A 23,212-nucleotide genomic window follows, 5' to 3' on the forward strand; every position below is an offset into this window, starting at 1 on the left:
CGTGTGCGGGGAACAGCCGTCAGCCTCGGGGGCGAGTTCGGGGCGCAGCGGTTCATCCCCGCGTGTGCGGGGAACAGGCCATCATCCCGCAGGGTATGGAGATCGAGTTCGGTTCATCCCCGCGTGTGCGGGGAACAGCGCGATCCCCCGGCCCGAGGTGAAGATCGGAACGGTTCATCCCCGCGTGTGCGGGGAACAGGGCCGCATTCCAAGCCCTGCTGGAGGCTCGTGCGGTTCATCCCCGCGTGTGCGGGGAACAGCCAGGTGGGCAGGATGTGCGACTCCCCGACCTCGGTTCATCCCCGCGTGTGCGGGGAACAGGGCGGTCATTCCTTCGTGGTCTCGATGATGATCGGTTCATCCCCGCGTGTGCGGGGAACAGGGCATCCAGCCGGGCGTGGTGCTGCAATACGCCGGTTCATCCCCGCGTGTGCGGGGAACAGATGATACGGCTGGCCGCCCCCTCGATCTGCTGCGGTTCATCCCCGCGTGTGCGGGGAACAGTTTGCGGTAACATTTGGCATCGTGAATATTATCGGTTCATCCCCGCGTGTGCGGGGAACAGAGGCCTGCGCCGCTTCGAAAATATGCTCGGTGCGGTTCATCCCCGCGTGTGCGGGGAACAGGCATCAGTGGTTCGATCAGGCCCATCCTGACCCGGTTCATCCCCGCGTGTGCGGGGAACAGCGCCAGCTCGCGGATCGGGGCGACCCTCTCGCCGGTTCATCCCCGCGTGTGCGGGGAACAGGCTCAGGCGCGAGGGTATATCGCCCGCAGCCGCGGTTCATCCCCGCGTGTGCGGGGAACAGCCTCGGCGGTCGTGGCCGCATTCCAAGCCCTGCGGTTCATCCCCGCGTGTGCGGGGAACAGGCCCTGGGCAAAACTGGTCGCGTCGACGATGCCGGTTCATCCCCGCGTGTGCGGGGAACAGGACCGGGGGGGCGTTTCGCCGGGGGGCGTTCCCGGTTCATCCCCGCGTGTGCGGGGAACAGTCATGTTCAAATCGCAAGCAAATCTGGCGCGGCGGTTCATCCCCGCGTGTGCGGGGAACAGCCGTGGAGACGAAGGCAGCTCTCATGTTTTTCCGGTTCATCCCCGCGTGTGCGGGGAACAGGGTGATCAGTTCTACGCCTCATTCCAGGCCAGCGGTTCATCCCCGCGTGTGCGGGGAACAGAAGGTTCATTGGAAAGCACATTACGCAATGTGCGGTTCATCCCCGCGTGTGCGGGGAACAGAGCGCTTCTAGCCGGTGCACTGCCTGCTGGACCGGTTCATCCCCGCGTGTGCGGGGAACAGATTTCCCGGCACGGCCAATATGTGATCGGGGTCGGTTCATCCCCGCGTGTGCGGGGAACAGGCGACGGTGGTGATCTCAGGACGGATTGCCCGCGGTTCATCCCCGCGTGTGCGGGGAACAGGTTGAACTGCCCGAGGACGAACACCTGGTCGGCGGTTCATCCCCGCGTGTGCGGGGAACAGGACCGGGGGGGCGTTTCGCCGGGGGGCGTTCCCGGTTCATCCCCGCGTGTGCGGGGAACAGGTGATGAGGTCGATGACATTGGGCCACTCGACCGGTTCATCCCCGCGTGTGCGGGGAACAGTGATCGAGAACCGCAAGGCCTTCAACAAGCGCCGGTTCATCCCCGCGTGTGCGGGGAACAGCTGGGGGCCGTGCGCTGGAAAAAGCAGGTGCCCGGTTCATCCCCGCGTGTGCGGGGAACAGGTCTTGCGAAAGGCTCGCTGGGGAAGAAACGGCGGTTCATCCCCGCGTGTGCGGGGAACAGGCTTGAACCACGGCTGCGGACAGGCTGCTGATCGGTTCATCCCCGCGTGTGCGGGGAACAGGGGGGCAAGCGCGAAATCAATAGATTGCCTCCCGGTTCATCCCCGCGTGTGCGGGGAACAGGTCTCGGTGGTGATCTTCTGCAGGAAATCATCCGGTTCATCCCCGCGTGTGCGGGGAACAGGCTGCACACCGATGATGGTTGCGCCGCCGATCGGTTCATCCCCGCGTGTGCGGGGAACAGTCCGCGACCGGACGGTGTTCCAGCCGCCGCGCCGGTTCATCCCCGCGTGTGCGGGGAACAGGGCGTGCAGCGCCTGATGCTGGCGCGCATCGAGGGTTCATCCCCGCGTGTGCGGGGAACAGGGCATGAGGTTTGCCCGGATCGCGCCGAGTGCCGGTTCATCCCCGCGTGTGCGGGGAACAGTGGCCAACCCTGATTTCAGAGCCTCGGCAGACCGGTTCATCCCCGCGTGTGCGGGGAACAGTTCTCCCGCGGCGTCATTTCGCGCAGCCGGCGCGGTTCATCCCCGCGTGTGCGGGGAACAGGCTGAGGAGCTTTTGATGACGTCCCTGATTTCCGGTTCATCCCCGCGTGTGCGGGGAACAGCATCCTGACGCAGGAGACCAGACAATGATGATCGGTTCATCCCCGCGTGTGCGGGGAACAGGCCCTGCAACAAGGCACGCAGGTCAGCCAGGTCGGTTCATCCCCGCGTGTGCGGGGAACAGTGGATCGCGTCACTGTTTTCCAGAAGCCAGCGCGGTTCATCCCCGCGTGTGCGGGGAACAGCATCTATCAGGATTTTGTCGAGCAGTTGCAGGCGGTTCATCCCCGCGTGTGCGGGGAACAGGGCTATTGACCGCCAGAGCATCACGCGGCCTCCGGTTCATCCCCGCGTGTGCGGGGAACAGTCTTCGTGCAGGCTATTGACCTAGCTTGATTTTCACAATGTCAAAGAGCGCACCAGATATTCCAATGCTTTCTCGTGGTCACTTTTCCGGGCGGAATTGCACCAGGGTCAGGCCGTCGAAATCCACCGGCATCCGGCGGTTGCGGCCCAGGGTTTTGAAGTCGAAGCCCTGGTCGGTCGGGGCGCGCCAGATCATCACGGCGTCGCCGCCATCAAGGTAAGCCTCGACCTGGCCCCAGATCCGGTCGCGGGTGCGGGCGGAATAGTCGCCGACAAAGACACCCGCGCGGATCTCCAGCAGCCAGGCGGCAAGGCGGCCGCGCAGGCGGGGGGGTGCGTTGGTGACGACGATCACCATCATTCCGGGTCATCCTGAAACGCCGGGCCTGCGGCCTCGGGCGGGGGGGCGGGGCGGGGCAGATCGCCCGCCGACAGCACATCTTCGATCGCCGGGATCAGGCGCGCCAGCAGGCCGGTGCGGCGAAAGGCATCGCGGCAGGCCAGCCGCACGGCGCGGTCAGGGGGCATGTCCAGCTTGCCGCGCGCGTGCTGACCGGCGATGCGGAAAGCCTCGGGGACCACGGTGTCCAGCTTGAACAGGTCGGCGATGTCATAGACGAATGACAGCGGCTTGCCGGTGTGCAGAAAGCCGATGGTGGGGGCGTAGCCGGCGGCCAGCACGGCGGCCTCGGACAGGCCATGCAGGCAGGCGGTGGCGGCGGAAAGGCAGCGATTGGGGATGTCGCCAGCCTCCCAATCCTTGGGGTCATAGCTTCGGCGGGTCCAGGTCACGCCATGCTGCTGCGCCAGCAGGGCATAGGTCTCGCGCACGCGCACGCCCTCGATCCCGCGCAATTGGTCGATCGAGCGGCGGGTGGGGGCGTCCTCGCCAAAGCGCATCGCATACATCGCCCGCACCACCCGCAGCCGGGCCACGGGGTCCAGCGCGATGGAGGCCTGCCACAGCAGCTTGTCGGCCCGCGCCCCGCCCGGCTGACCGGCGGAATACAGCCGCACCCCGGCCTCGCCCACCCAGGTCACCAGCGTGCCGGTGCGCGCGGCCAGCGCGACGGCGGCATGGGAAATCCGCGCGCCGGGTTCCAGCATCAGCCCCGCCAGACCGCCCACCGGGATATGGGTGCGGGTGCCGTCGGCGTTCACGGCGACGAAGGCCCCGTCCAGCACATCCAGCTGCGCGCGTTCGACAAACACCAGCTGGGCGCGGTCCTTCAGCGGGATCGGGCGCGGCGGGGGCAGGCCTTTCATGGGCGTGAACCGCTGAACTGGTTCACCGGGCCTTTTGCCGCGCCGGGTGGGCAGTCTGGGTTCAGGCCTGGCGCAACGCCACAGCGGTGACAGCCGACACCCGTTTGTGGCGACAAGTCATGGCCTGGAACGAACCTACCAACACCAACCGAGATACCCATGACGACCCTTTCCCTGCACCTCACCCCGGTCTCGTTCAAAGTGGCGGCGACCGGCCAACCGGCCATTCGTGCGATGGTCCGTCTGGCGATGACCGCCATCCTGCTGTTGCCGCTTATCCTCGCCGGATAAGCATGAGCCCGCAGCCAAAGGCCTTGGCACGCCCGAACCCCGCCGCCAGTTTGGCGACAAAGGCGGGGGGGTCGGTGACGCGCAGGCGGGCGGTCAGGTCCAGCACGCCGAACTGCGGCTGGCCGGCGCGCTTGCCGCGATGGCCAGGCAGGGCGACGGTCGAATAATCCTGAACCGCGACGGCCAGCGGGTCGAACCCATGCTGCGCCCCCTGCCCCGCCAGCCAGTCCTGCGCCGCCACTTGCGCCACCGCCATGCGCTGCGCCGCGCGCTCGCCCCGCGGCACGCCATGCAGCGCATCCATCACCACGTCGACGCGGCCCACGCCCTTGCGCGCCCGCGTGGCGTTGACGCGCAAGACCGCCTCCAGCACGTCGCCGGGGACAAGGTCGGGGGCAAAGGGCTTCACCTCGGGCGGATCGAACAGCGGGCTGTGGCCGGGGGGGCGCGGCGAGAGAACGAGGAAGCGCCCCTGCCCCTCGGCCCGCCACAGGAAATCGCGGGTTGCCGTCGGATCGCCCGCAAAGGCCGACCACAACAGGCGGTGATGCGCGTCCATCCGCGCGCCGTCATGGGCCGGGTCCAGCAACGCATCCAGCGCCGCCACCGCCGGGTCGCGCGCCACCCGCAGGCGCGAAAGATAAAGGCTCATGTCGCGGCCTCCGGGGTGATGTCGACGGCCACCATGGCGACGCTGCGCGGGGCGAAATGCCAGGCGCGGCGGTTGATGGCGATGTCGTGGCGGGCCTCGTGCCGGGTCGCGGCGGGGTGGTGGTCGCAGGCCATCTGGGTGGCCCGTGCGCCCCTGTGCCAGGCGGGCAGGCGCAGCGCGGCAAGCGCGGCCTCGGGGCTTTCGGCCGTCACGATCTGGGGGTTCAGGGGCGCGGCCAGCGGGCAGGACTTGCGCCCCAGATATAGCGTAAAAGCCGGCGTTTTCAACGCCTTGGCCAAGGCCCCAAGATCGCCACCCCAGACCGCGACACCATAAAGCGGCCCGGCGCGATAGTCGCGCAGGGTAATCGTCGTGTTTGTCCGCCCGCGCGCGGCCCGCAGCGCCGCGGGGCGCGATTGCGGGCGCTTCGCCGCGGCTGACGGCACCGTCTCGACCGTGTGGTAATCGCGAAGCACCGCCCCCGCGTCAAAGATCGCCACGGCGGTGTGCAGCGCCTCCAGCGCCGAAAAATCGCCGTCGCGGCGGATGCCAAGCGCCGCCCCCATCAGCCCGATCAGGGCCGAGCGCCCCGGCCAGGTCAGGCTACCGCGCCGCTCATGCCCGGCCAGTTCGCCCATCGCGCCAAGCGCGGCGGTCAGGTGAAAAGTCAGATAGTCAGCCACGGTCCACAGCCCCGGCGGCAAAGGCAGCGATGTCCTCCAGCGTCCCCCGCCCCGCCGCGACATGCATCACCTGATGCGCGTCGCAGCAAGCGCCATAGGCGGCGCTGATCTGACCCTCGCTCACCTCCAGCGCCGCGATTGAGGCCGCCATCAGGTCATCGCCCTTGACCGCCGTGAAGAAGGCCCCCGACAGATCGCGGGGCTGCTGCGGGCCGATCTCGGCGCGGATATAGCCCGCGCGGGGGTGGTGGGCGAAACTGTTCTGCTTGCCGCGCGGCGTGGCCATGGCCAGGGCGCGGGCCAGCGACTGCAAGCCGCGCGCCGCCAAGTCCTTGTCGCCGTTCAGGTTTTCGATCAGCAGATCGACATTCACACAGGTATATAGATAGTAGACGCCCGACCCAAAGCCGACCTCGCCCAGATGCCCCGCACCGGCGTCATCCTCACGCCTTTTCAGGTCGTCGACGGCGGAAAACCAGTCGTCTTCGGCCAGCACGCGGTGGGTGGTGATCGCGTGGCCGACCTGCACGGCGGCATCGCGGTTGAAATCGGGATCATCGGCCAGCATTCGCCCGAACATGGCAATGTCCACCGCGCCATCGGCCTGACGCAGGACCAGCTTTTTCAGATCCTTGTCCTTGGGCAGGTCGTCGCCCGCCAGCATCCGCGCCGCCAGATCCTCGGCCAGCCGCCATTCCTCGGGCGAGACAAAGGCCAGCGTTGTCGTCACCGGCTCTTGCGCCGCACCCTTGGCCGGGGCCTCCAGCTTGGAAAACACCGCGGCGACACTGGCGGCGGTGGACTTGGCGCTTTCCGGCGCAACCCCCTGCCCGATCAGCCGCCGTTCCAGTTCGACCCCCAGCCGCTTGGTGCGCGTGCCCATATGTCCGGCCAGATCGCTGGCAAAGAAACTGCTCTCCCGCACCGCGCGCTTGATCGACTGCGACGACAGCCGCAGCCGGGGCGCGCCGCCGACCAAGGCCGATTTCGGGCGGCCCTGGTCGTCGCGGTTCGGGTTCGACGGCGGATAGGCGGTCAGGACGTGAAATTGCACAAAGGTGGTCATGCGGGGGTCTCCTGAAGATCGGGTTGCAGCGCCGCAGGCGTGGGCGCGGCGTAGTATTCAAAGGTCCAGCGGGCGCGGGTCTGGTCGTCCCAAAGCCACAGGTCGCGGGCAAGCGCGGCGACGGCGCAGGCGCGGGCGTCTGCCGGGCCAAGCGCGCGGATCGCGCGGATCAGCGCGGTGGTCAGCTCGTCGCCCTCGGCCCGCATCAGGGTCTGAAAGCGCGCGGGCGAGATGGTCTTGGGATCGCCCTGCCCCAGCAGGCGCGGCAGGCTGGCCTGCGCCGTGCCGCGCAATTCGGCCAGCACGCGCACCAGACGGATCAGCCGGTCGGCATTGCGGCTGTGCAGCGCGGCGGCCAGATCCTGCACCGGCTTTTCTGCCAGGATCTCGATGCCCGTGCGCCGCCGCAGCCGCGCCGACAGGCCGCGCGCGGCACCGGAGTCACGGTCGGCGACCTCATGCGCCCACCAGTTGCGGATGGTTCTGCCGATGTCTTCGGGGGTCATGCGGCCTCCTGTTTGCGGGCGGGCGCGGGCAGGCCCAGTTGAGCGAAGGCCTTGCCGCCATAGGCGCCAAAGCCGTTGAATGCGCCGCACAGATTGCGATGCGCCTGCACGATGGCCTGCTGATCGGCGCTGTCGCGGTCGGCCAGCCCCGGCAGGGCGCGGGCTTCAAACAGGTGCAGCGCCACGCGCCGCATCGCGGCCAGCCAGATGCGCGCGGTCGCCTCACCCACATCGGCGGTCAGGGCGGCTTCAAAATCCGCCTGCGTCTCGGCATAAAACGCCTCTCGCACGGCCTCGCGCGCTTCGCCCTCGGCCATCACCGGGCCAAGCGCGTTGCGCAGCGCCAGGCTGAACAGGTCGGCGGCCTCGACCATGCCGACCACGGCCTCGGCGGTCTCGGGCGGCAGGTCCAGCAGCGGCGGCGTCGACAGGATGAAATCGCGGGGCTTCATGTTGTCCATCGCCCAGCCGGCGACGATCACCCGCGCTGCACGGCCATTGCCGCGTTCACCCCAGGCCCGCAGCATCTGCGCCCGCCGCATCAGCCCGCTGTCGCGTTCGCTGGCAATCACCGTGCCCAGCCAGTTGGGATAGCCGAATCGCCCGGCGCGCGGGTGCTTCGGCAGCCATTCGGTCGTCAGCTTCAGCCGGTAATAGGGGGTCAGCGGGTGGTCCCAACCGGCGTAATTCGTGCCGTAAGGACGCTGGATCACACCGGTGATCCGCTCGCCATCCGCCACCAGCCGCAACCGGCGCGGCATCCCGAAGAACGCCTCAACCGGGTGCGTCTGTTCGGGGAAAACCTGCTGCCCGGTCTCGGACGTGGCGGTCGCCCGCATCCACGGCAGATCGCCTGTGCTGCCGGGGGTGCCGTCCGGGACATTGGCCCAGACCAGATCCCACAGCCCCCCGCCTTCGGGCGCGACCAGCGTGACCATCGGCCCGCCGCCCCGCATCGAGGTGCGGTTCCCCGCCCCGCCCGAGGGCGCAAAGGCCTGCAACGTGTAAATCGCCATCGCCGCAAGCGCCGGTTCCAGCGCCGGATAGCGGTCGCGCCAGACCATCAGATCGGCATTGTTGCGCGTGGTCTGGCCGCCCGCGCTGTCGATGAACAGCATGTCCAGCGGGTTCGCCTCCCCCTCCAGCCGGGCGCGGTCCTGCATGAAGCGCGGCCCGTCGCCCAGCAGATCGAAGGCGGGGGCAAAAGCGGCCAGCCGGTCGCGCAGGCGGTCGGGGTCGGGGCGCTGCCGCGCCTCCCAGTCCTCGGCGTCCTGCGGCGGGTCGGCCAGGAACATGAGGCCGATCAGCAGTTCCAGACAGGCGATGTTCAGATCGGGGCGCGGCCAGTCCAGGCGGGCAAGGGCAGGATCTGCGATCTGCCAGGGCGCGATGACGCGTTCGGTGCCCGCATGGTCGAGGACGGGAATCCAGCGGTCGGCAATCAGGTTCAGCGGCATCGGAAACCTGTCAATCATCAATGAGTGACCCACACTTGCCCGCCGACCCGATTCGCACAAGCGATTTTTGTTTCCCTTCCGTACCTACCCATCAATTCTTATCCCCATATTAGCGGGGAACATTGGCATGAAGCGCTGATACCGACCCAACAGTTCGGTTCATCCCCAACCGGGGAAGCCTGCCTGTCCAGCACTACCCCCCTGCCGCGCCGAAAACCAGCCCGGTCTGCGGGTCATAGCGCAGCCCCTCGCAGATCACGCCCTCTGGCCCCAGCGGGCAGACCGTCACCGCCTTGCGCCGCCAGTCGGGCCAATCGGCAGTCAGGGCGGCGATCTCGGGCGCGCTCTGGTCGGGCAGATCCAGCCCGCGCAGGCGGGATTCGGCGGCCTGCACCTCGGACAGTTGACAGCTGTCAACGCCCCCGGCGACGGGCAACAGCGCCCCGCCGTCCCGCACGGCCAGCATCAGCGCGCGCGTCGGGCGGCCCAGGCGGGTGGGGTAATCGGTATCGTCCGAGGCCGCGCCGCCATCCCGATAGCCCCTGCCAAGATCAACCATATTGCGCCGGGCGGCGTTCGCCTCGGCATAGCCAAGGCCGATGCGCTGCGCTTCGGCCGCCTCAAGCGGGGCGGGCACAGGCAGGGCGTCGGCCCCATGGACGGCCTCGATCAGCGCGCGCAGGCCGGTCGGCGCGGTGATCCGGCCGGTGTCGAACAGCACCCGTGCCGTGCGCCATTGCAGATCCAGCGGATAGACCCAGGCGCCCTTGTCCAGCACCCGGTGCAGCCATTGCTCGTCGGCCACCTGCGCCGGATCGGGGGCCACGACATGCAGGATCGGCGCTGGAACCGGGCGGCTGACCTGCGGGCGCAGGTCCATATGTCGCCACAACCGCCCGGCCCGCTGGATCAACGCGGCGACCGGGGCAAGGTCCGACACCATCACGTCGAAGTCCAAATCCAATGAGGATTCAACGACTTGTGTGGCCACCAGCACCCGCCCCGCGCGCCCCTGCCCGTTTTTGCCAAACCGTGCGAGCGCGGCCTTTTCATGCCGCAGCCGATCGGCCAGCGTGAAACGCGCGTGCAACAGGTCGGCATCCACCCCCGCCGCCCGCAGCGCCGTGACCGCGGCAATCGCGTCATCGACGGCATTGCGCACCCACAGGCAGGCGGACCCCTGCCCTGCCCGTTCGGCCAGCAGCGCGACCGCAGCTGTCGCATCGCCCAGTCGTTCGACCGCCACTGGGCCACGCACGCCGGCGGCCTGCGGCAGATCGCGGCGCGCCGCTCCGCCTGCCACGGTCAGCGCCGGATAGGCCGGATCGCCGTCGTCCGCAGCACCCCATGCGGCCAGCAGGTCGCGCCGCAGGTCCAGCGGCAGCGTCGCCGTCAGCAGAATGGCCGAGCCGCGCGCCGCCCCGTGCAGCCGCAAAAGCTGGGCCAGTTCGGTCGCCATGTAAGGGGTGCCCATCTCATGCACCTCATCGACGATCAGGATCTTGGACGACAGGCCGAAACCGCGCAACGTATTGAAGCGCGTCGGCAAAATCGCCAGCAAGGCCTGATCGACGGTGCCCACGCCGACCGTGCCCAACAGCGCGCGGCGGCGGTTGTCGGCCAGCCAGTCGGTGCAGACCGGCGCATCGGTCTGGCGGACGCTTTCGCCGCGCAGGTCGCGGTATTCGCCAGACAATTCCGCCCGCCCATGGGCCAGCGTCAGACTGGGCGGCGCGGTGAACATGCGCCGCACGATACCGCGCGCGCGGGCGAACATCGCATCCGCCGTGGCCGTGGTGGGCAGCGCGAAGAACAGCCCGCGCCCCTTGCCCGCCAGCATCATCCGCTGGGCAAGGATCAGCGCCGCCTCGGTCTTGCCGGCGCCGGTTTCATCCTCGATCACCACCAGCGACGGGCCGTCGGGCAGATCGACCGTGGCGCAGGCATCCTGCATCGGGCGCAGCGCGAAGTCGAACAGCGCCCCGCCCGCAGGATCGGGATGGTCAAGGCCCGCACGGTTGACGGCCGTCAACGCCCGGCCCCGCGCGCCGTCCAGATAGTCGGCCAGCGACAGCCCGGGGGCCTGGGCCGGGAACCAGTCGGTATTGGACCCGATCCAGTCGGCGCAGGCGATGAAACCCGGCAGCCACCAGCTAAGCCGCTTGGCATCCGCCATGCTCAGCCCCGCAACCGAGGCACCGGGCCACAGCCCAACAAACGCCTCGATCAACGCGCCGCTGTCGGCCACGGCCTGCGGCCCGATGGCGTCCATGCGGCGAAGGGAATCGAAATCCGCGATGTTCGGCGGGCGCCCATGATGACCCGCCGCCGCCGCATAAAGCGGCTGACGAACATGACGGCTGCCGCCAAGCGCCGCAGCCAGAACCGCGTCATGGCGGCGCAGCAGAACCTCGGTCAGTTCCCAGTGGCGACCCCAGACCTGGCGCGCGCCACTGGTCAGCATGGCGCGAAAACTGTCGCTGATCTTGCCCAGATCGTGCAGGCCAGCCAGCAGGATCAGCGCGTCGCGCAAAGGTGCGGGCAGGGCAAAGGGCGCGATCAGCCGTTCGGCCACCGCCGCCACATCCAGCATGTGCCAGACCGCCGGATGGGAGATCCCGCCGTCGATGGCGCTTTTACCGGGCCAGTCGCTGACGAACTGCATGATCACCCCCATCAGACTGCGGGGGTATTATAGGCCCGGATCAGCGCCATGGCCATGGGTTCGGGTGAAAAACGGTCTGGATCGGCGGCGGTGCGCGGGTGGCGGGTGCGGATGCGTATTTGGGCAAGAAAGAAGGGCTTAGCGCAGCGATTGCCCGCGCAGCCGTTGCACCAGGCCATAGAGCATCGGAATCAGCAGCACCCCGATCACGGTCGCCGCGATCATCCCGCCCATCACGCCCGAGCCGATGGCGTTCTGCGCACCTGCCCCCGCCCCCGAGGCACGGGCCAGCGGGAACACCCCCATCACGAAGGCCAGCGAGGTCATGATGATCGGCCGCAGACGCTGGCCCGCCGCCGTCATCGCCGCCTGCCAGACGCTATCGCCCGCGGCGTGGCGGGTGCTGGCGAACTCGACGATCAGGATGGCGTTCTTGGCGGCAAGGCCGATGGTGGTCAGCAGGCCGACCTTGAAATAGACATCGTTGCTTTGGCCCATCAGCACGGCGGCGATCAGCGCCCCCATCAGCCCGACCGGCACCGCCAACATCACCGCCAGCGGGATCGACCAGCTTTCGTAAAGCGCGGCCAGGGCAAGGAACACGACCAGTGCGGAAATGGCGTAAAGCAGCCCCTCTTGCGTGCTGGCCAGCCGTTGCTGCCAGGCAAGGCCCGTCCATGCGACGCCATAGCCGCCGGGCAACGCCGCTGCCAGCTCCTCGACCGCGTGCATCGCCTGGCCCGAGGTGACGCCATCCGCCGCCTGGCCCGAGATCTGCATCGCCGCCGTGCCGCCATAGCGGTTCAGTGAAGCCGGGATGTCCTGCCAGCCGATGCTGGCGAAGGCGCGGAACGGCACCATCTCGCCCTGGGTGTTGCGGGCGAACCATTCGAAAATGTCGTCGGGCTGCATGCGATAGGCTGCATCGCCCTGAACGATGACGGGGTTCAGGTCGGCGCCGTTCTGAAAGTCGTTCACCTCACGCCCCGAGAAGATGGTGGAGAGCATCGCGTTCACATCCGATAGCGGCACGCCCAGCCGACTGGCGCGGATCGCGTCGATGTCGATGTTCAGCGCGGTGTCCTGGCGGATTTCGCCGCCGCGCAGGTTGGCCACGCGCGGGTCGTCGGTGGCAACCAGTGCCTGTGCGGCGTCGGCCAGCGCCTGCGGGCCGTGGCCGCCCTGATCCAGCAGCCAGGCGGTAAACCCGCCGCTGTCGCCCAGGCCCATGATCGCGGGCGGCGCCATGAAGAACACCCGGCCCTGGCGGTTGTCGGCAAAGGCCTGGGTGGCGCGGCGGGCGATCTGGGCGGCGGTCTGGTCGGGGTCGCCCAGCCGTTCGTCATAGCTGCGCAACCGGATGAACATCATCGCGGCATTCTGCGCGCTGCCGCCGAAGCTGAACCCCTGATTGGCAAAGATCGCATCGACCCCGGCGGTTTCCTGGGTCAGCAGGTAATCCTCGACCTGCTGCATCAGCGCGTCGGTCTGGGCGGTGGTGGCGCCGTTCGGCAGGCGGATCTGGGCCATCATCACGCCCTGATCCTCATCCGGCAGAAAGGATCCGGGCAGGCGGTTATAGAACAGCACCGCCACCGCGATGACCACCGCCAGCGCCGCGAGTGCCGCCAGCGGCACCCGGATCAGCGGCCCCAGCACCGCCAGATAGCCGCGCGACAGCCGGTTGAAGCCGCGGTTGAACCAGCGCGCGGGGGCGATGGGCGGGCGGGTGCGGGGGCGCAGCAGGCTGGCGCACAGCGCCGGTGTCAGGGTCAGCGCAAAGACCGTGGACAGCACCATCGCGGCGATGATCGTGACCGAGAATTGCCGATAGATCACCCCGGTTGATCCGGCGAAAAAGGCCATCGGCAGAAACACCGCCGCCAGCACCACGGTGGTGCCGATCAGCGCCGGGGTCAGCTCATCCATGCTGACAGCGGTGGCCTGATCGGCGGGCAGCCCCTGTTCGGTCATCACCCGTTCGACGTTTTCAACCACGATGATCGCGTCATCGACCAGAAGGCCGATGGCCAGCACCAGTGCGAACATCGTCATCGTGTTGATCGAAAAGCCGAACAGCGCCAGCACGCCGAAGGTGCCCAGCAGCGTGACCGGCACCGCCAGCGTCGGGATCAGGGTGGCGCGCGGGTTCTGCAAGAAGATCAGGATGACCAGGAACACCAGCACCACCGCCTCGATCAGGGTGTGATGGACCTTCTGGATGGATTGCTGGACAAAGGGCGCGGTGTCGAAAGGCACCTGCACGGTGACGCCATCAGGCAGCGCGGGGGCGATGCGGTCCATCGTGGCGCGCACGGCGGCGGCGGTGTCGACGGCATTCGCCCCGGTCGCCAGGTTGACGCCGAAGCCCGCCGCAGGCTGGCCGTTGTAGCGCGAATTGCCGCCATAGCTGGCCTGCCCGATCTCGACCCGTGCGACATCGCCAAGCCGGACGACCGCGCCTTCGGCCGTGGTTTTCAGCAGGATGGCGCGAAAGTCGTCGACGCTGCGCAACTGGCTTTGGGCGGTCACGTTGGCGGTGAATTGCTGCGCCTCGACCGCCGGTTGCGCGCCCAGGGCGCCGACGTTGACGGTTGTGTTCTGGGTGCCGATGGCGCTGGTGATGTCGCCGGGCGTCAGCGCGAATTGCCGCAGCCGCGCCGGGTCCAGCCAGATCCGCATCGCATAGCCGGACCCGAAACTTTGCACCCCGCCGACACCGGGGGTGCGTTCGATGGCACCACGGAACTGCTTGTCGACCATCTCGGCCAGTTCCAGGCTGGACCGGCGGCCATCGGTGCTGACCAGGGCCCCCACCATCAGGATCGAGCTGGTGGCGCGGCGCACGCTGACGCTGTTCTGCACCGGGCTGGGCAGTTGCGGGATGATGCCCTGCACCCGGTTCTGCACGCGGATCTGCGCCATCTCGCCGTCTTCGGACTGGTCAAAGACGATACTGACCGAGGCCCGCCCCCGCGACGAGGATGAGGTCATGTAGACCATCCCGTCCAGCCCGGTCATCGCATCCTCGATCACCGTGGTGACGCTGTTCTGCACCGCCTCGGCGGATGCCCCGGCATAGCTGGCCCCGATGCGCACCGTCGGCGGCGCGACCTCGGGGTATTGCGAGACCGGCAGTTGCCCCAGCCCAAGCGCGCCCAGCAGCATGGTCATCAGCGCAATGACCCAGGCAAAGACCGGGCGACGGATGAAGAACCGCGCCATCAGGGGGCAACCGGGATCACGGTGCCGCCCGGCCCGACGCTGACCGGCACAGGTTCGGCAGCGGCGCCGTCGCGCAGGTTGTCCAGATTGTCGACGATCAGCCGGTCACCCGGTGACAGCCCATCGGTCACGATCCAGTCCTGATCGGTGCTATAGGCGGCGGTCACCTGCTGGCGGGCGATCTTGCCGTCGCGCAAAAGCCAGACCCGCAGGCTGCCATCGGCCTGCGGCGCCCCGGCGCGCTGCGGCACCAGCAGGGCCTGATACTGGCCAAAGGTGATCTGCGCGGTCACGAACATGCCGGGCCAGACGCGGCCTTCGGGGTTGGCGACCTCGACGCGAACGGTAAAGCTGCCGGTGCTGGTCGAGACATTGTTGCCGATCGACACCACCCGGCCCTTGCGGCTGATCGTTTCGCCGTTCTCCAGCCGCAGCGCAACATCCAGCGTGTCGGCGCGGGTCAGCGTGCCGCCGTCCAGCATCGCCCGCAGCGCCAGCATCCGGGCGCTGCTGTCGGACAGGTCGGCATAGATCGGGTCGATCCGGCTGACCCGCGCCAGCCCGTCGGCCTGCCCCGCCGTCACCAGATCCCCGACCGAGACCGAGGGCACCGAGGCCCGCCCGGCAATCGGGCTGGTGATCGTGGTGCGGTCCAGGTTCAGTTGCGCGGCGGCGACATTGGCGGCGGCCAGATCCACGGCGGCACGCGCCTGCGCCAGGGTCGCGCGGGCGGTTTCCAGATCGGCGCGCGTCACCACGTTGCTGCCCGCCAGCCGCTCGCCCCGGTCAACGGCGGCCTGCGCGGGGGGAACGGCGGCCTCGGCGCGGGCCTGATCGGCGCGGGCCACGGCCAGGGCGGCCTGATAGCTGGCCGGGTCCAGCCGGAACATCGGATCGCCGGGGCGCATCTGCTGATCGGGGCGATACAGGATGTCCTGCACGATGCCCTGCACCAAAGGCCGGATCACCGCGTCTTCGCTGGCCAAGGCCAGCCCCGACAGCGCCAATGTCATCGGCACGTCCTGCGCGGTCAGCTCGATCACGCCGACGCGGATAGGGGTGTCGGGGCGCGCAGCCCGCCCCTGCGCCAGGGCCGGAAGCGCCGCGATCAACATCAGCAGCGCAGCGACCAGGCGGCGGGCAACGGGCATGGGCGATCCTTTCGGCGGGGCAGATCGCGCCATTATCGGGAAAGTCCGCGCCGCAGGCAATCAGTTGATGGTCGCGGGCAAGCGCCCCGCCCGCCGCGCCATTCGGGTCAGCGCGGATCGGCAGGCGGCGGGTCGGCAGGCGGCGAGTCGAACAGCACGTTGTCATCGACCAGTTCCAGCCACATCGCATTGACGATGGCAAAGGCAGCCGCCAGCGGCAGGCCAAGCATCCAGGCGAAATACCACATCGTTCGGCCCTTTCAGTAGGCGTGGGTGTCGGGCGTGGTGACGTCCTTTTCGGTCACCTTGCCCCACAGGACTTTGTAGACCCAGGCGGTATAGGCCAGGATCAGCGGCATGAAGATCGCCGTCACCACCAGCATCACAAACAGCGTCAGATGCGAGGACGAGGCGTCCCAGACGGTCAGCGAGCTGCGCGGGTCCAGGTTCGACGGCAGGATGAAGGGGAACATCACCAGCCCGACCGAGGACATCATCCCGAAGATCGCCAGCTTCGACCACAGAAGCGCGCCCAGATCGCCACCCGACCGCAGCGCCCGCAGCACCATCAGCATTCCGACAAAGCCCAGGATCGGCGCAATCGTGATCCAGGGGCGGTCGGCATAGGCGACAAGCCAACTGGGGGTGCGCGTGACCTCGGTCAGCAGCGGGTTCGACGGGCCGTTCGCCACCGGCGGGGTGACGAAGGCGTAACCCGAAATCCCGTAGGCCAGCCAGACCCCGGCCACAGCATAGCCCGCCAGGGCGATCAGCGCGGCCCAGGTGCCATAGCGCCGGGCGCGGGCGTGGATCGCACCCTCGGTTTTCAGCACCAGCCAGGCCGCGCCATGCATCACGATCATCGCCAGCGAGACGACCCCCGTCAGCAGCGCGAAGGGTCGCAGCAGGCCGAAGAACTTGGTGGCAAAGCTGCCGTCATACAGCGACAGCAGATCGGGCGTCAGCCGGAACGGAACGCCCAGCAGCACATTGCCAACCGCGACGCCGAACAGCAGCGCGGGCACCGCGCCACCGATGAACAGCGCCCAATCCCAGCGATTGCGCCAGACCGGGCTGTCGTTCTTGGACCGATACTTGAAACCCACCGGCCGCAGGATCAGCGCCGCCAGGATCGCGAACATCGCCAGGTAAAAGCCCGAAAAGCTGACCGCATATAGCGGCGGCCAGGCGGCGAAGATCGCGCCACCGCCCAGGATGAACCAGACCTGATTGCCCTCCCACACCGGGCCAACCGTGTTGATGACAACGCGGCGTTCGACATCGCTACGCGCGACAAAGGGCAGCAGCGTGCCCACCCCCATGTCAAAGCCGTCAGTCAGCGCAAAGCCGATCAGCAGCACCCCCAGCAGCAGCCACCAGATGACCCGCAGCAGGTCGAAGGACAGAAGTTCATGCAGGATCATGGCGTGTCACTCCGCAGGGGTTTCGTTGACCAGGCCCAGCCGTTGCCGCCGGGTGGCCGTCCAGGTCTCGGTCATCTCCACATCCTCGGTCGGGCCTATGCGGATGAATTTCAGCATCAGCCTGATCTCGATGATGAACAGGACGGTGTAGAAGGCCGAGAAACCCGCGAGGGTGATCAGTAGATCGGTGATCGACAGGTGGCTGACCGACAGCGCGGTGGGCAGCACGCCATCGACCGTCCAGGGCTGGCGGCCGAACTCGGCGGTGAACCAGCCCAGTTCGGCGGCGATCCACGGCGTCGGAATGATCGCCACAGCCAGCCGCAGCGCCCAACGCGGGTATTTCGCGCCGCGGAAGTTGGTGACCCAGAAGAAATAGGCCATCACCGCGATGAAGGTGAAGCCCAGGCCAACCATCAGGCGGAACGACCAGAACAGCGGCAGGACCATCGGCAGGGTGTCCTGCGTGGCCATGGCGATCTGTTCCTCGGTCGCTTGACGCGGATCTTCGACATAGCGTTTCAGCAGGAAGGCATAGCCCAGATCGGCCGAATGATCCTCGAACGCAGCGATCTGTTCGGGGCTGACCGCCGCGCCCGCCGCGCGGATCTGCATCAGCGCGTCATAAGAGATGATCCCCTGCCGGATGCGGCGTTCGGATTCGACCAGCAGATCCTCGATCCCCTCGATCGGGGTGGTGAAGGACCGGGTGCCGATGATCCCCATGACAAAGGGAATGTGGATGGCGTATTTCGTTTCGCGTGCCTGCTGATCGGGGATGCCGAACAGCGTGAACGATGCCGGGGCCGGTTCGGTGTGCCACATGGCTTCCATCGCGGCCAGTTTCATCTTCTGGTTATGGGTGGCCGAATAGCCGGACTCGTCGCCCAGCACGACGACCGACAGCGCCGAGGCGAGGCCGAAGCTGGCAGCCACGGCGATCGACCGGCGGGCCAGATCGACATGGCGGCCTTTCAGCAGATACCAGGCCGACACGCCCAGAACAAAAACCGCGGCGGTGACGTAACCGGCGCTGACGGTGTGAACGAACTTGGCCTGCGCGACCTCGTTGAACATCACGTCGAAAAAGCTGGTCATCTCCATCCGCATGGTGACGGGGTTGAACCGCGCCCCCACCGGGTTCTGCATCCAGCCATTCGCGATCAGGATCCACAAAGCTGAAAAGTTGGACCCGATGGCGACCAGCCAGGTCACGGCCAGATGGCCGACCTTGCTTAGCTTGTCCCAGCCGAAGAACATCAGGCCGACAAAGGTCGCCTCAAGGAAAAAGGCCATCAGCCCCTCGATGGCCAGCGGCGCACCAAAGACGTCGCCGACGTAATGGCTGTAATAGGACCAGTTCATGCCGAACTGGAACTCCATCGTGATGCCGGTGGCGACACCCAGGGCGAAGTTGATGCCGAACAACAGCGCCCAGAACTTTGTCATCTGCCGCCAGATTGGTCGGTTGGTCATCACATAGACGGTTTCCATGATCGCAACGATGATCGACAGACCAAGCGTCAGCGGCACGAACAGAAAGTGATACATGGCGGTCAGGGCGAATTGCAGCCGTGACAGCTCGACGATTCCAAAGTCCATAGGGTGTCTCCCTTGCTGGCGGACTTATCTGATGAATCCCAAAAGTCGCACCATCCTGTCACGATTATTGACCGGCATCAAAGGTGTATGGCGAATGCGCATTATGTCGCAGCCGGCAGCGCAAGCTGGCGGTCGGCCCAGGCGGTTTCCTCGGGGCGGTGGCTGGCCAGGATGATGGCGGCCTGCGGCAGGGCGCGGCGCAGACCGGCCAGGACGGCGTGGGCAGTGGCCGGGTCCAGCCCCTCGGTCGGTTCATCCAGCAGCAGCAGGCGGGGGTTGCGCAGCAAGGCACGGGCCAGCACGAGGCGGCGCGCCTCACCGCCCGACAGGCCCTCGCCGCGGGGGCGAAGCGGCATCGAAAGCCCGCCGCGCGCCGCCGCCAGCCGGTCCAGCGCAACATCGCGCAGGGCCTGCCACAGCCGGTCATCGCTGGCATCGGGGCAGGCCAGCCGCAGATTGTCGGCCAGCGTGCCCGACAGCAGCGCCGACCGCTGCGGCACCAGCGTCAGATGCTGGCGCAGCGCGGGCTCGGGCCAATCGGGCAGCGGATGGCCGCCCAGCCGGACCTGACCCGACAGCGGCGGGGCCATGGCCGCGATCACATGCAGCAGGCTGGATTTGCCCGCACCGCTGCGCCCGGTCAGTGCCAGCACCTGCCCCGGAAGCAGATCAAACGTCACGTCGCGCAGCAGCGCGCGGTCGGTGCCGGGTCGCGCCACGTCGATCTGGTCCAGCGACAGCAGCGGCTTTGCCGGGTCGATGACCGGATCGGGTCCGGGGCCTTGCGGTGCGGCGGGTCGCGTGGCCACCGGCGCGACGCGGCGGGCGGCGTCGGCAATACGGCCCAGATCCGACAGGGCGCGGCGCAGCGGCACCAGCACTTCGGCCAGGGCCAGCCCCGCCAGCAGCGCCATGGCGGCGATGGCGGGGCTGATCCGACCGGCCTGCGCCGCGGCGATACCCAGCCCCAGCAGGGCCGACACCACCGCCCCGGTCAGCAGCGTCGCCGCCGCGCCGATCCGGCGTTCGCTGCGATCCAGCCCCCGGCGCAGATACAGGCGACGGGTTTCGGCCTCGTTGACGGCATCGCGCGCCGCCAGCAGGCGCGATGTCGCGGCAAGGTCGCGGCGCGCCTCGATCAGGGTGATCAGGCGGCTGCGCAGGGCCTGGGTCGCGGCCTCGGCCCGCCGCGCGGGGGCGATCAGGCGGGGCAGCGCGCCCCCGGCGATCAGTGCCGGGCCCAGCCCATAGCCCAGCAGAAGAACGGCGGCGGCGGGCCATCCCCACAGCCAGCCGACCACCGCCGCCGTGCCGACCAAGGCCGCAAGCCCTGCGACCAGCGGCAGCGCAATGCGCAGGACCAACCCGTCCAGCGCATCGACATCGGCCATCACCCGGTTCACCGCCTGCGCGCCGCGCAGCCGCGCCTGGCGATCAAAGGGCGCGGCCAACAGCCCGGCGAACAGCCGCAGCCGCAGCCCCTCAAGCGCGCGCAGGGTGGCATCGTGGCTGGCCAACCGTTCGCCATAGCGCGCCGCCGCGCGCCCCATTGCCAGAAACCGGACCGAGGCCGAGGGCCGAAACACGTCGAACACCGCGCCCGCGCCAGCCAGACCGGCAGCGGCGGCGGCGGTGATGAACCAGCCCGACAGGCCCAGCAGCGCCGCGCCCATGGCCAGCACGACCGCCGCCAGCAGCACCGCGCGCGCGAATGACATGCGCGCCGCGCCCAGGATGACCCGCAGGATCTGCGCCATCCGCCTCATCCGCTGTCCGCCAGGTCAAGGGTGCGGTCCAGCATCGCCGCCAGCTCGGGGTCGTGCGTGGCGACGATCAGCGTGGCCCCGCGCGCGACCTCGGCCGACAGCGCGGCACGGATGCGGGCGGCGGTGGCGGGGTCAAGGTCGGCGGTCGGCTCATCCGCGAGGATCACCCGAGGGTTGCCGAAAATGGCGCGGGCCAGCATCAGCCGCCGCGCCTCGCCGCCCGACAGCCCCGCGCCGGTCGCGCCCAGCCGCGTGTCAAGGCCGCGCGGCAGCCGCGCCAGCACCGGCGTGAAGGCCGCGCGATCCAGCGCCGCCGCCACCGTGTCGCCACCGCCAGGCCGCCCCATGGCGACATTGGCGCGCAGGCTTTCGGGCAGGAAATGTGGTGCCTGCGGCATCCAGCCCAGCCCGGCGCGCCAGGCATCGGCGATGTCATCGGTCAGCGGCTGCCCACCAACGGTGACGCCGCCAGGCCCCCCCTCAAGCCCGGCGATGCGGCGCAGTAGCGTGGTCTTGCCGCTGCCGCTGGCCCCGGTCAGTGCCAGGCCTTGACCCGGCCCGACGCGCAGGCCGGGCAACTGGCGGCCATCGGGCAGCCGACTGGGCGCGACCTCGATCCACGCTGGTCCCGACAGGGCGGGCGCAGGGCCGCCGCTGCCCAGCAGGTCCGCGGGGACGGGCGCGACCTCGGCGGTGATCAGCTCATCCGCCACCGCCTCGGCGCTGGCCTTGTCATGCCAGGCGGCGGCCAGATCGCGCAGAGGCTGAAAGAACTCGGGCGCGATCAGCAAAAGGAAGATCCCGGCGGCGGGGGTCATGCCCGCGCCCCAGGTGCCGAAGTCGATCAACCCCAGCAGGGTGAAGCCGACATAGACCGCCACCATTGCCACGCCGATGGCCGAGAACAGCTCCAGCACGGTCGAGGACAGGAAGGCCAGCCGAAGCACCGCAAAGGTGCGCGCCCGCACATCGCCGCTGCGCTGGCGAAAGTCGCGCGCGACCGCATCGCCCGCGCCGATCAGCCGCAGATCGACCAGCGCCGACAGCCGTTCGACCAGCAGGTCGTTCAGCGTGCCGACCTGCGCCAACTGCCGGGCGCTGGCGTCGCGGGCCGCCATGCCGACCAGGGCCATGAACACCGGGATCAGCGGCCCGGCCACCAGCAGGATCAGCGCCACCGCCCAGGATTGCCACAGCGCCAGCGCCGCGATCAGCAGCGGCAGCACGGCCACCCGGAACTGCGCCGGTCGGTAGCGCTGAACATAAGGCCCCAGCAGGTCCAGCTTTTCCACCGCCAGCGCCGCCGCCTGACCGGCACCCTGCGCGCCCTGACCATGAAGGGCGGCAGCCAGCCGCGCCGTGCGGGCCTGATGCACGACATCCTCGGCAGCGGCCTGGGTCAGCCGGTCGGCCAGCAGCCCCAGCCCGGCGCGCAGCACGAACAGCGCAAACAGGGCCGCCGCGCGCGGCCAGGCGGCGATCACGCGCCCCGCCAACAGCGCGCCCAAGCTGTCGGCGATCAGCGCCGCCTGCGCAAGCCAGACCAGCCCGGCCAGCACCGACAGCGCCGATCCGGCCCGCAGCCTGGCCCAGCCAGGCGCCGACAAGGCCCGCAGCCGGGCCGCACGATCCCGGCCCTGGCGGGTGTCCGTCATCGCGCGGCCAGCCCCGGCGTCATGACCAGATCGCAGGGCACCAGCTCGGTCTGGCCGGGGGCCAGCGCGCGGTGGTCAAGCTGATGAAAGGCGCGCTGCACCAGCCCCGCGCCGTTCTGGCGCACCATGATCAGCGGCATGTCCAAAAGCGCCGCAAAAGGGTCGTGGTCGAACACGCCGATCACCGTCTGCCGCAGGCTGCCCGGCGGCGTGTCGCGCAGGGCGCGCACCACGCCCTCGAACGCGATGGTCGAGTTGACGATCAGCACGGAGGGCAGGCCGCGATCCGCCACGATCCGGCGCAGCGCGGCCTCGGCCCGGTCGGGGTTGTAGCCGTCGACGATGCGCTGCACCGCGATCCCCGGCGCGACATCGGCCAGCGCCGCATCAAAGCCGCGCAGGCGCTGGACCGTGGCGAAATCATGCGCGCGCCCACCGATGAACAGCGCGCTGCGCGGGTCGGGATGGGCGCGCAGGGCGGCGCCGGTCAGATCGCGGCAGCCGGTAAAACTGTCCGACACGATCGAGGGCGCCAGCCGCCCCGGCAGGTCAAGGTTCAGCACCTCGACCCCCTGGGCCTGCGCCAGTTCGGCCACCGGATCGGGCGCGGTGGCCCCCACCACGAACAGCGTGTCGATCCGGTAGGCCAGCAGATGCCGCGCCGCATCCAGCTCCAGCGCGGGGTCGCGCAGGGCGCTGACGATCACCGGGAACAGACCGCGCGCCCGCGCCTCATGCTCAAAGGCTTGCGAGATGGTGCTGAAGAACCGGTTGTCATGCATCGGCAGGATCATCCCGATCATCCCCGACCGGTCGCCGCGCAAGGCCTGCGCCTGGCGGTTCGGCGTAAAGCCCAGATCCTGCGCCAGATCGCGCACCCGTTGCGCGGTGTCGGGCTTGATCCGGCGGCGCTGCCAACTGCCGTTCAGCACCGCGCTGACCGTCGACACCGACACCCCCGCCCGGTCGGCGATGTCGCGGATAGAGACGGGGCGGGTGTTCATCGGCCGGGCCAGGATTGCGTTAACATCACGCACAATAATCTTGACTTTGCGGCGGCGACAAGGAAGTTTCAGCTTGCGCAAACGATTGTGCAACGGTTTGC

At 68.8% G+C, this 23,212-nt stretch carries 17 protein-coding genes and 1 CRISPR repeat array; of the genes, 1 reads left to right on the forward strand and 16 read right to left on the reverse strand.

What is annotated here, in order from left to right; genetic code table 11:
• Positions 1 to 48 precede the first annotated feature (48 nt).
• Positions 49 to 2,699: a CRISPR direct-repeat array (repeat unit 29 nt; unit sequence CGGTTCATCCCCGCGTGTGCGGGGAACAG).
• Between the two features lie 78 nt (positions 2,700 to 2,777).
• Both cas2e and cas1e read right to left on the reverse strand, forming a co-directional pair.
• Positions 2,778 to 3,059 (reverse strand): type I-E CRISPR-associated endoribonuclease Cas2e, encoded by a 282-nt coding sequence (gene cas2e, locus ACEYYA_RS13510; protein WP_374801441.1) that lies wholly within the window; start codon positions 3,057 to 3,059, stop codon positions 2,778 to 2,780.
• Positions 3,056 to 3,964, reverse strand: coding sequence for a type I-E CRISPR-associated endonuclease Cas1e (gene cas1e, locus ACEYYA_RS13515; RefSeq protein ID WP_374801442.1), 909 nt, complete (start codon positions 3,962 to 3,964; stop codon positions 3,056 to 3,058). Before cas1e ends, cas2e begins: the two co-directional genes overlap by 4 nt.
• Positions 3,965 to 4,123: 159 nt before the next feature.
• Between cas1e and ACEYYA_RS13520 the strand changes: the two genes are divergently transcribed.
• Positions 4,124 to 4,255: a hypothetical protein gene (locus ACEYYA_RS13520; RefSeq protein WP_374801443.1), complete on the forward strand. Its 132-nt coding sequence runs from the start codon at positions 4,124 to 4,126 to the stop codon at positions 4,253 to 4,255.
• Here ACEYYA_RS13520 and cas6e read toward each other — a convergent pair.
• From cas6e to ACEYYA_RS13590, 14 genes are all read right to left on the reverse strand, one after another.
• Entirely contained in the window at positions 4,239 to 4,907 is a 669-nt protein-coding gene (cas6e, locus tag ACEYYA_RS13525; protein ID WP_374801444.1) for a type I-E CRISPR-associated protein Cas6/Cse3/CasE, read from the reverse strand. The genes ACEYYA_RS13520 and cas6e overlap by 17 nt on opposite strands.
• Positions 4,904 to 5,590, reverse strand: coding sequence for a type I-E CRISPR-associated protein Cas5/CasD (gene cas5e / locus ACEYYA_RS13530; RefSeq protein ID WP_374801445.1), 687 nt, complete (start codon positions 5,588 to 5,590; stop codon positions 4,904 to 4,906). Before cas5e ends, cas6e begins: the two co-directional genes overlap by 4 nt.
• Positions 5,583 to 6,656, reverse strand: a complete 1,074-nt coding sequence (cas7e, locus tag ACEYYA_RS13535; protein WP_374801446.1) for a type I-E CRISPR-associated protein Cas7/Cse4/CasC — start codon at positions 6,654 to 6,656, stop codon at positions 5,583 to 5,585. The genes cas5e and cas7e overlap by 8 nt, the downstream gene beginning before the upstream one ends.
• Entirely contained in the window at positions 6,653 to 7,162 is a 510-nt protein-coding gene (casB, locus tag ACEYYA_RS13540) for a type I-E CRISPR-associated protein Cse2/CasB (RefSeq protein WP_374801447.1), read from the reverse strand. Before casB ends, cas7e begins: the two co-directional genes overlap by 4 nt.
• Positions 7,159 to 8,637: a type I-E CRISPR-associated protein Cse1/CasA gene (gene casA / locus ACEYYA_RS13545; RefSeq protein ID WP_374801448.1), complete on the reverse strand. Its 1,479-nt coding sequence runs from the start codon at positions 8,635 to 8,637 to the stop codon at positions 7,159 to 7,161. The genes casB and casA overlap by 4 nt, the downstream gene beginning before the upstream one ends.
• A 175-nt stretch (positions 8,638 to 8,812) precedes the next feature.
• Positions 8,813 to 11,284 (reverse strand): CRISPR-associated helicase Cas3', encoded by a 2,472-nt coding sequence (gene cas3 / locus ACEYYA_RS13550; protein WP_374801449.1) that lies wholly within the window; start codon positions 11,282 to 11,284, stop codon positions 8,813 to 8,815.
• 138 nt (positions 11,285 to 11,422) lie between these two features.
• Positions 11,423 to 14,509, reverse strand: coding sequence for a multidrug efflux RND transporter permease subunit (locus tag ACEYYA_RS13555; RefSeq protein ID WP_374801450.1), 3,087 nt, complete (start codon positions 14,507 to 14,509; stop codon positions 11,423 to 11,425).
• Positions 14,509 to 15,660, reverse strand: a complete 1,152-nt coding sequence (locus tag ACEYYA_RS13560) for an efflux RND transporter periplasmic adaptor subunit (RefSeq protein ID WP_374801451.1) — start codon at positions 15,658 to 15,660, stop codon at positions 14,509 to 14,511. Before ACEYYA_RS13560 ends, ACEYYA_RS13555 begins: the two co-directional genes overlap by 1 nt.
• Positions 15,661 to 15,767: 107 nt before the next feature.
• The gene (gene cydX / locus ACEYYA_RS13565; protein ID WP_374801452.1) at positions 15,768 to 15,908 is read right to left on the reverse strand and encodes a cytochrome bd-I oxidase subunit CydX; all 141 of its coding nucleotides are present in this window, start codon (positions 15,906 to 15,908) and stop codon (positions 15,768 to 15,770) included.
• Between the two features lie 12 nt (positions 15,909 to 15,920).
• On the reverse strand, positions 15,921 to 17,084 hold the full coding sequence (cydB, locus tag ACEYYA_RS13570; RefSeq protein WP_374801453.1) for a cytochrome d ubiquinol oxidase subunit II: 1,164 nt from the start codon (positions 17,082 to 17,084) through the stop codon (positions 15,921 to 15,923).
• Positions 17,085 to 17,090: 6 nt separating this feature from the next.
• A complete protein-coding gene (locus ACEYYA_RS13575; RefSeq protein ID WP_374801454.1) occupies positions 17,091 to 18,686 on the reverse strand; it encodes a cytochrome ubiquinol oxidase subunit I in 1,596 nt (531 codons plus the stop codon).
• Positions 18,687 to 18,787: 101 nt separating this feature from the next.
• Positions 18,788 to 20,443 carry a thiol reductant ABC exporter subunit CydC gene (cydC, locus tag ACEYYA_RS13580; protein WP_374801455.1) on the reverse strand — a complete coding sequence of 552 codons (1,656 nt, stop codon included), beginning with the start codon at positions 20,441 to 20,443 and terminating at the stop codon, positions 18,788 to 18,790.
• A 5-nt stretch (positions 20,444 to 20,448) separates the two neighbouring features.
• Complete coding sequence (locus ACEYYA_RS13585; RefSeq protein ID WP_374801456.1) at positions 20,449 to 22,107, reverse strand: ABC transporter ATP-binding protein/permease; 1,659 nt, start codon at positions 22,105 to 22,107, stop codon at positions 20,449 to 20,451.
• Positions 22,104 to 23,111: a LacI family DNA-binding transcriptional regulator gene (locus ACEYYA_RS13590; RefSeq protein ID WP_374801457.1), complete on the reverse strand. Its 1,008-nt coding sequence runs from the start codon at positions 23,109 to 23,111 to the stop codon at positions 22,104 to 22,106. Before ACEYYA_RS13590 ends, ACEYYA_RS13585 begins: the two co-directional genes overlap by 4 nt.
• Between the last annotated feature and the right edge of the window lie 101 nt (positions 23,112 to 23,212).

Source organism: Paracoccus zhouxuedongae, from assembly GCF_041927815.1.
In the GTDB taxonomy this organism is placed as follows: Bacteria; Pseudomonadota; Alphaproteobacteria; order Rhodobacterales; family Rhodobacteraceae; genus Paracoccus.

Excerpts from the sequence above, each read along its gene's own strand:
- ACEYYA_RS13575 (WP_374801454.1), bottom strand. The coding sequence starts at position 18,686 with ATGGACTTTGGAATCGTCGAGCTGTCACGGCTGCAATTCGCCCTGACC.
- cydX (WP_374801452.1), bottom strand. The coding sequence starts at position 15,908 with ATGTGGTATTTCGCCTGGATGCTTGGCCTGCCGCTGGCGGCTGCCTTT.
- casB (WP_374801447.1), bottom strand. The coding sequence starts at position 7,162 with ATGACCCCCGAAGACATCGGCAGAACCATCCGCAACTGGTGGGCGCAT.
- cydB (WP_374801453.1), bottom strand. The coding sequence starts at position 17,084 with ATGATCCTGCATGAACTTCTGTCCTTCGACCTGCTGCGGGTCATCTGG.
- ACEYYA_RS13520 (WP_374801443.1), top strand. The coding sequence starts at position 4,124 with ATGACGACCCTTTCCCTGCACCTCACCCCGGTCTCGTTCAAAGTGGCG.
- cas2e (WP_374801441.1), bottom strand. The coding sequence starts at position 3,059 with ATGATGGTGATCGTCGTCACCAACGCACCCCCCCGCCTGCGCGGCCGC.
- cas1e (WP_374801442.1), bottom strand. The coding sequence starts at position 3,964 with ATGAAAGGCCTGCCCCCGCCGCGCCCGATCCCGCTGAAGGACCGCGCC.
- cas3 (WP_374801449.1), bottom strand. The coding sequence starts at position 11,284 with ATGCAGTTCGTCAGCGACTGGCCCGGTAAAAGCGCCATCGACGGCGGG.
- cas7e (WP_374801446.1), bottom strand. The coding sequence starts at position 6,656 with ATGACCACCTTTGTGCAATTTCACGTCCTGACCGCCTATCCGCCGTCG.
- cas6e (WP_374801444.1), bottom strand. The coding sequence starts at position 4,907 with ATGAGCCTTTATCTTTCGCGCCTGCGGGTGGCGCGCGACCCGGCGGTG.
- ACEYYA_RS13590 (WP_374801457.1), bottom strand. The coding sequence starts at position 23,111 with ATGAACACCCGCCCCGTCTCTATCCGCGACATCGCCGACCGGGCGGGG.
- casA (WP_374801448.1), bottom strand. The coding sequence starts at position 8,637 with ATGATTGACAGGTTTCCGATGCCGCTGAACCTGATTGCCGACCGCTGG.
- ACEYYA_RS13555 (WP_374801450.1), bottom strand. The coding sequence starts at position 14,509 with ATGGCGCGGTTCTTCATCCGTCGCCCGGTCTTTGCCTGGGTCATTGCG.
- ACEYYA_RS13585 (WP_374801456.1), bottom strand. The coding sequence starts at position 22,107 with ATGACGGACACCCGCCAGGGCCGGGATCGTGCGGCCCGGCTGCGGGCC.
- cydC (WP_374801455.1), bottom strand. The coding sequence starts at position 20,443 with ATGGCGCAGATCCTGCGGGTCATCCTGGGCGCGGCGCGCATGTCATTC.
- ACEYYA_RS13560 (WP_374801451.1), bottom strand. The coding sequence starts at position 15,660 with ATGCCCGTTGCCCGCCGCCTGGTCGCTGCGCTGCTGATGTTGATCGCG.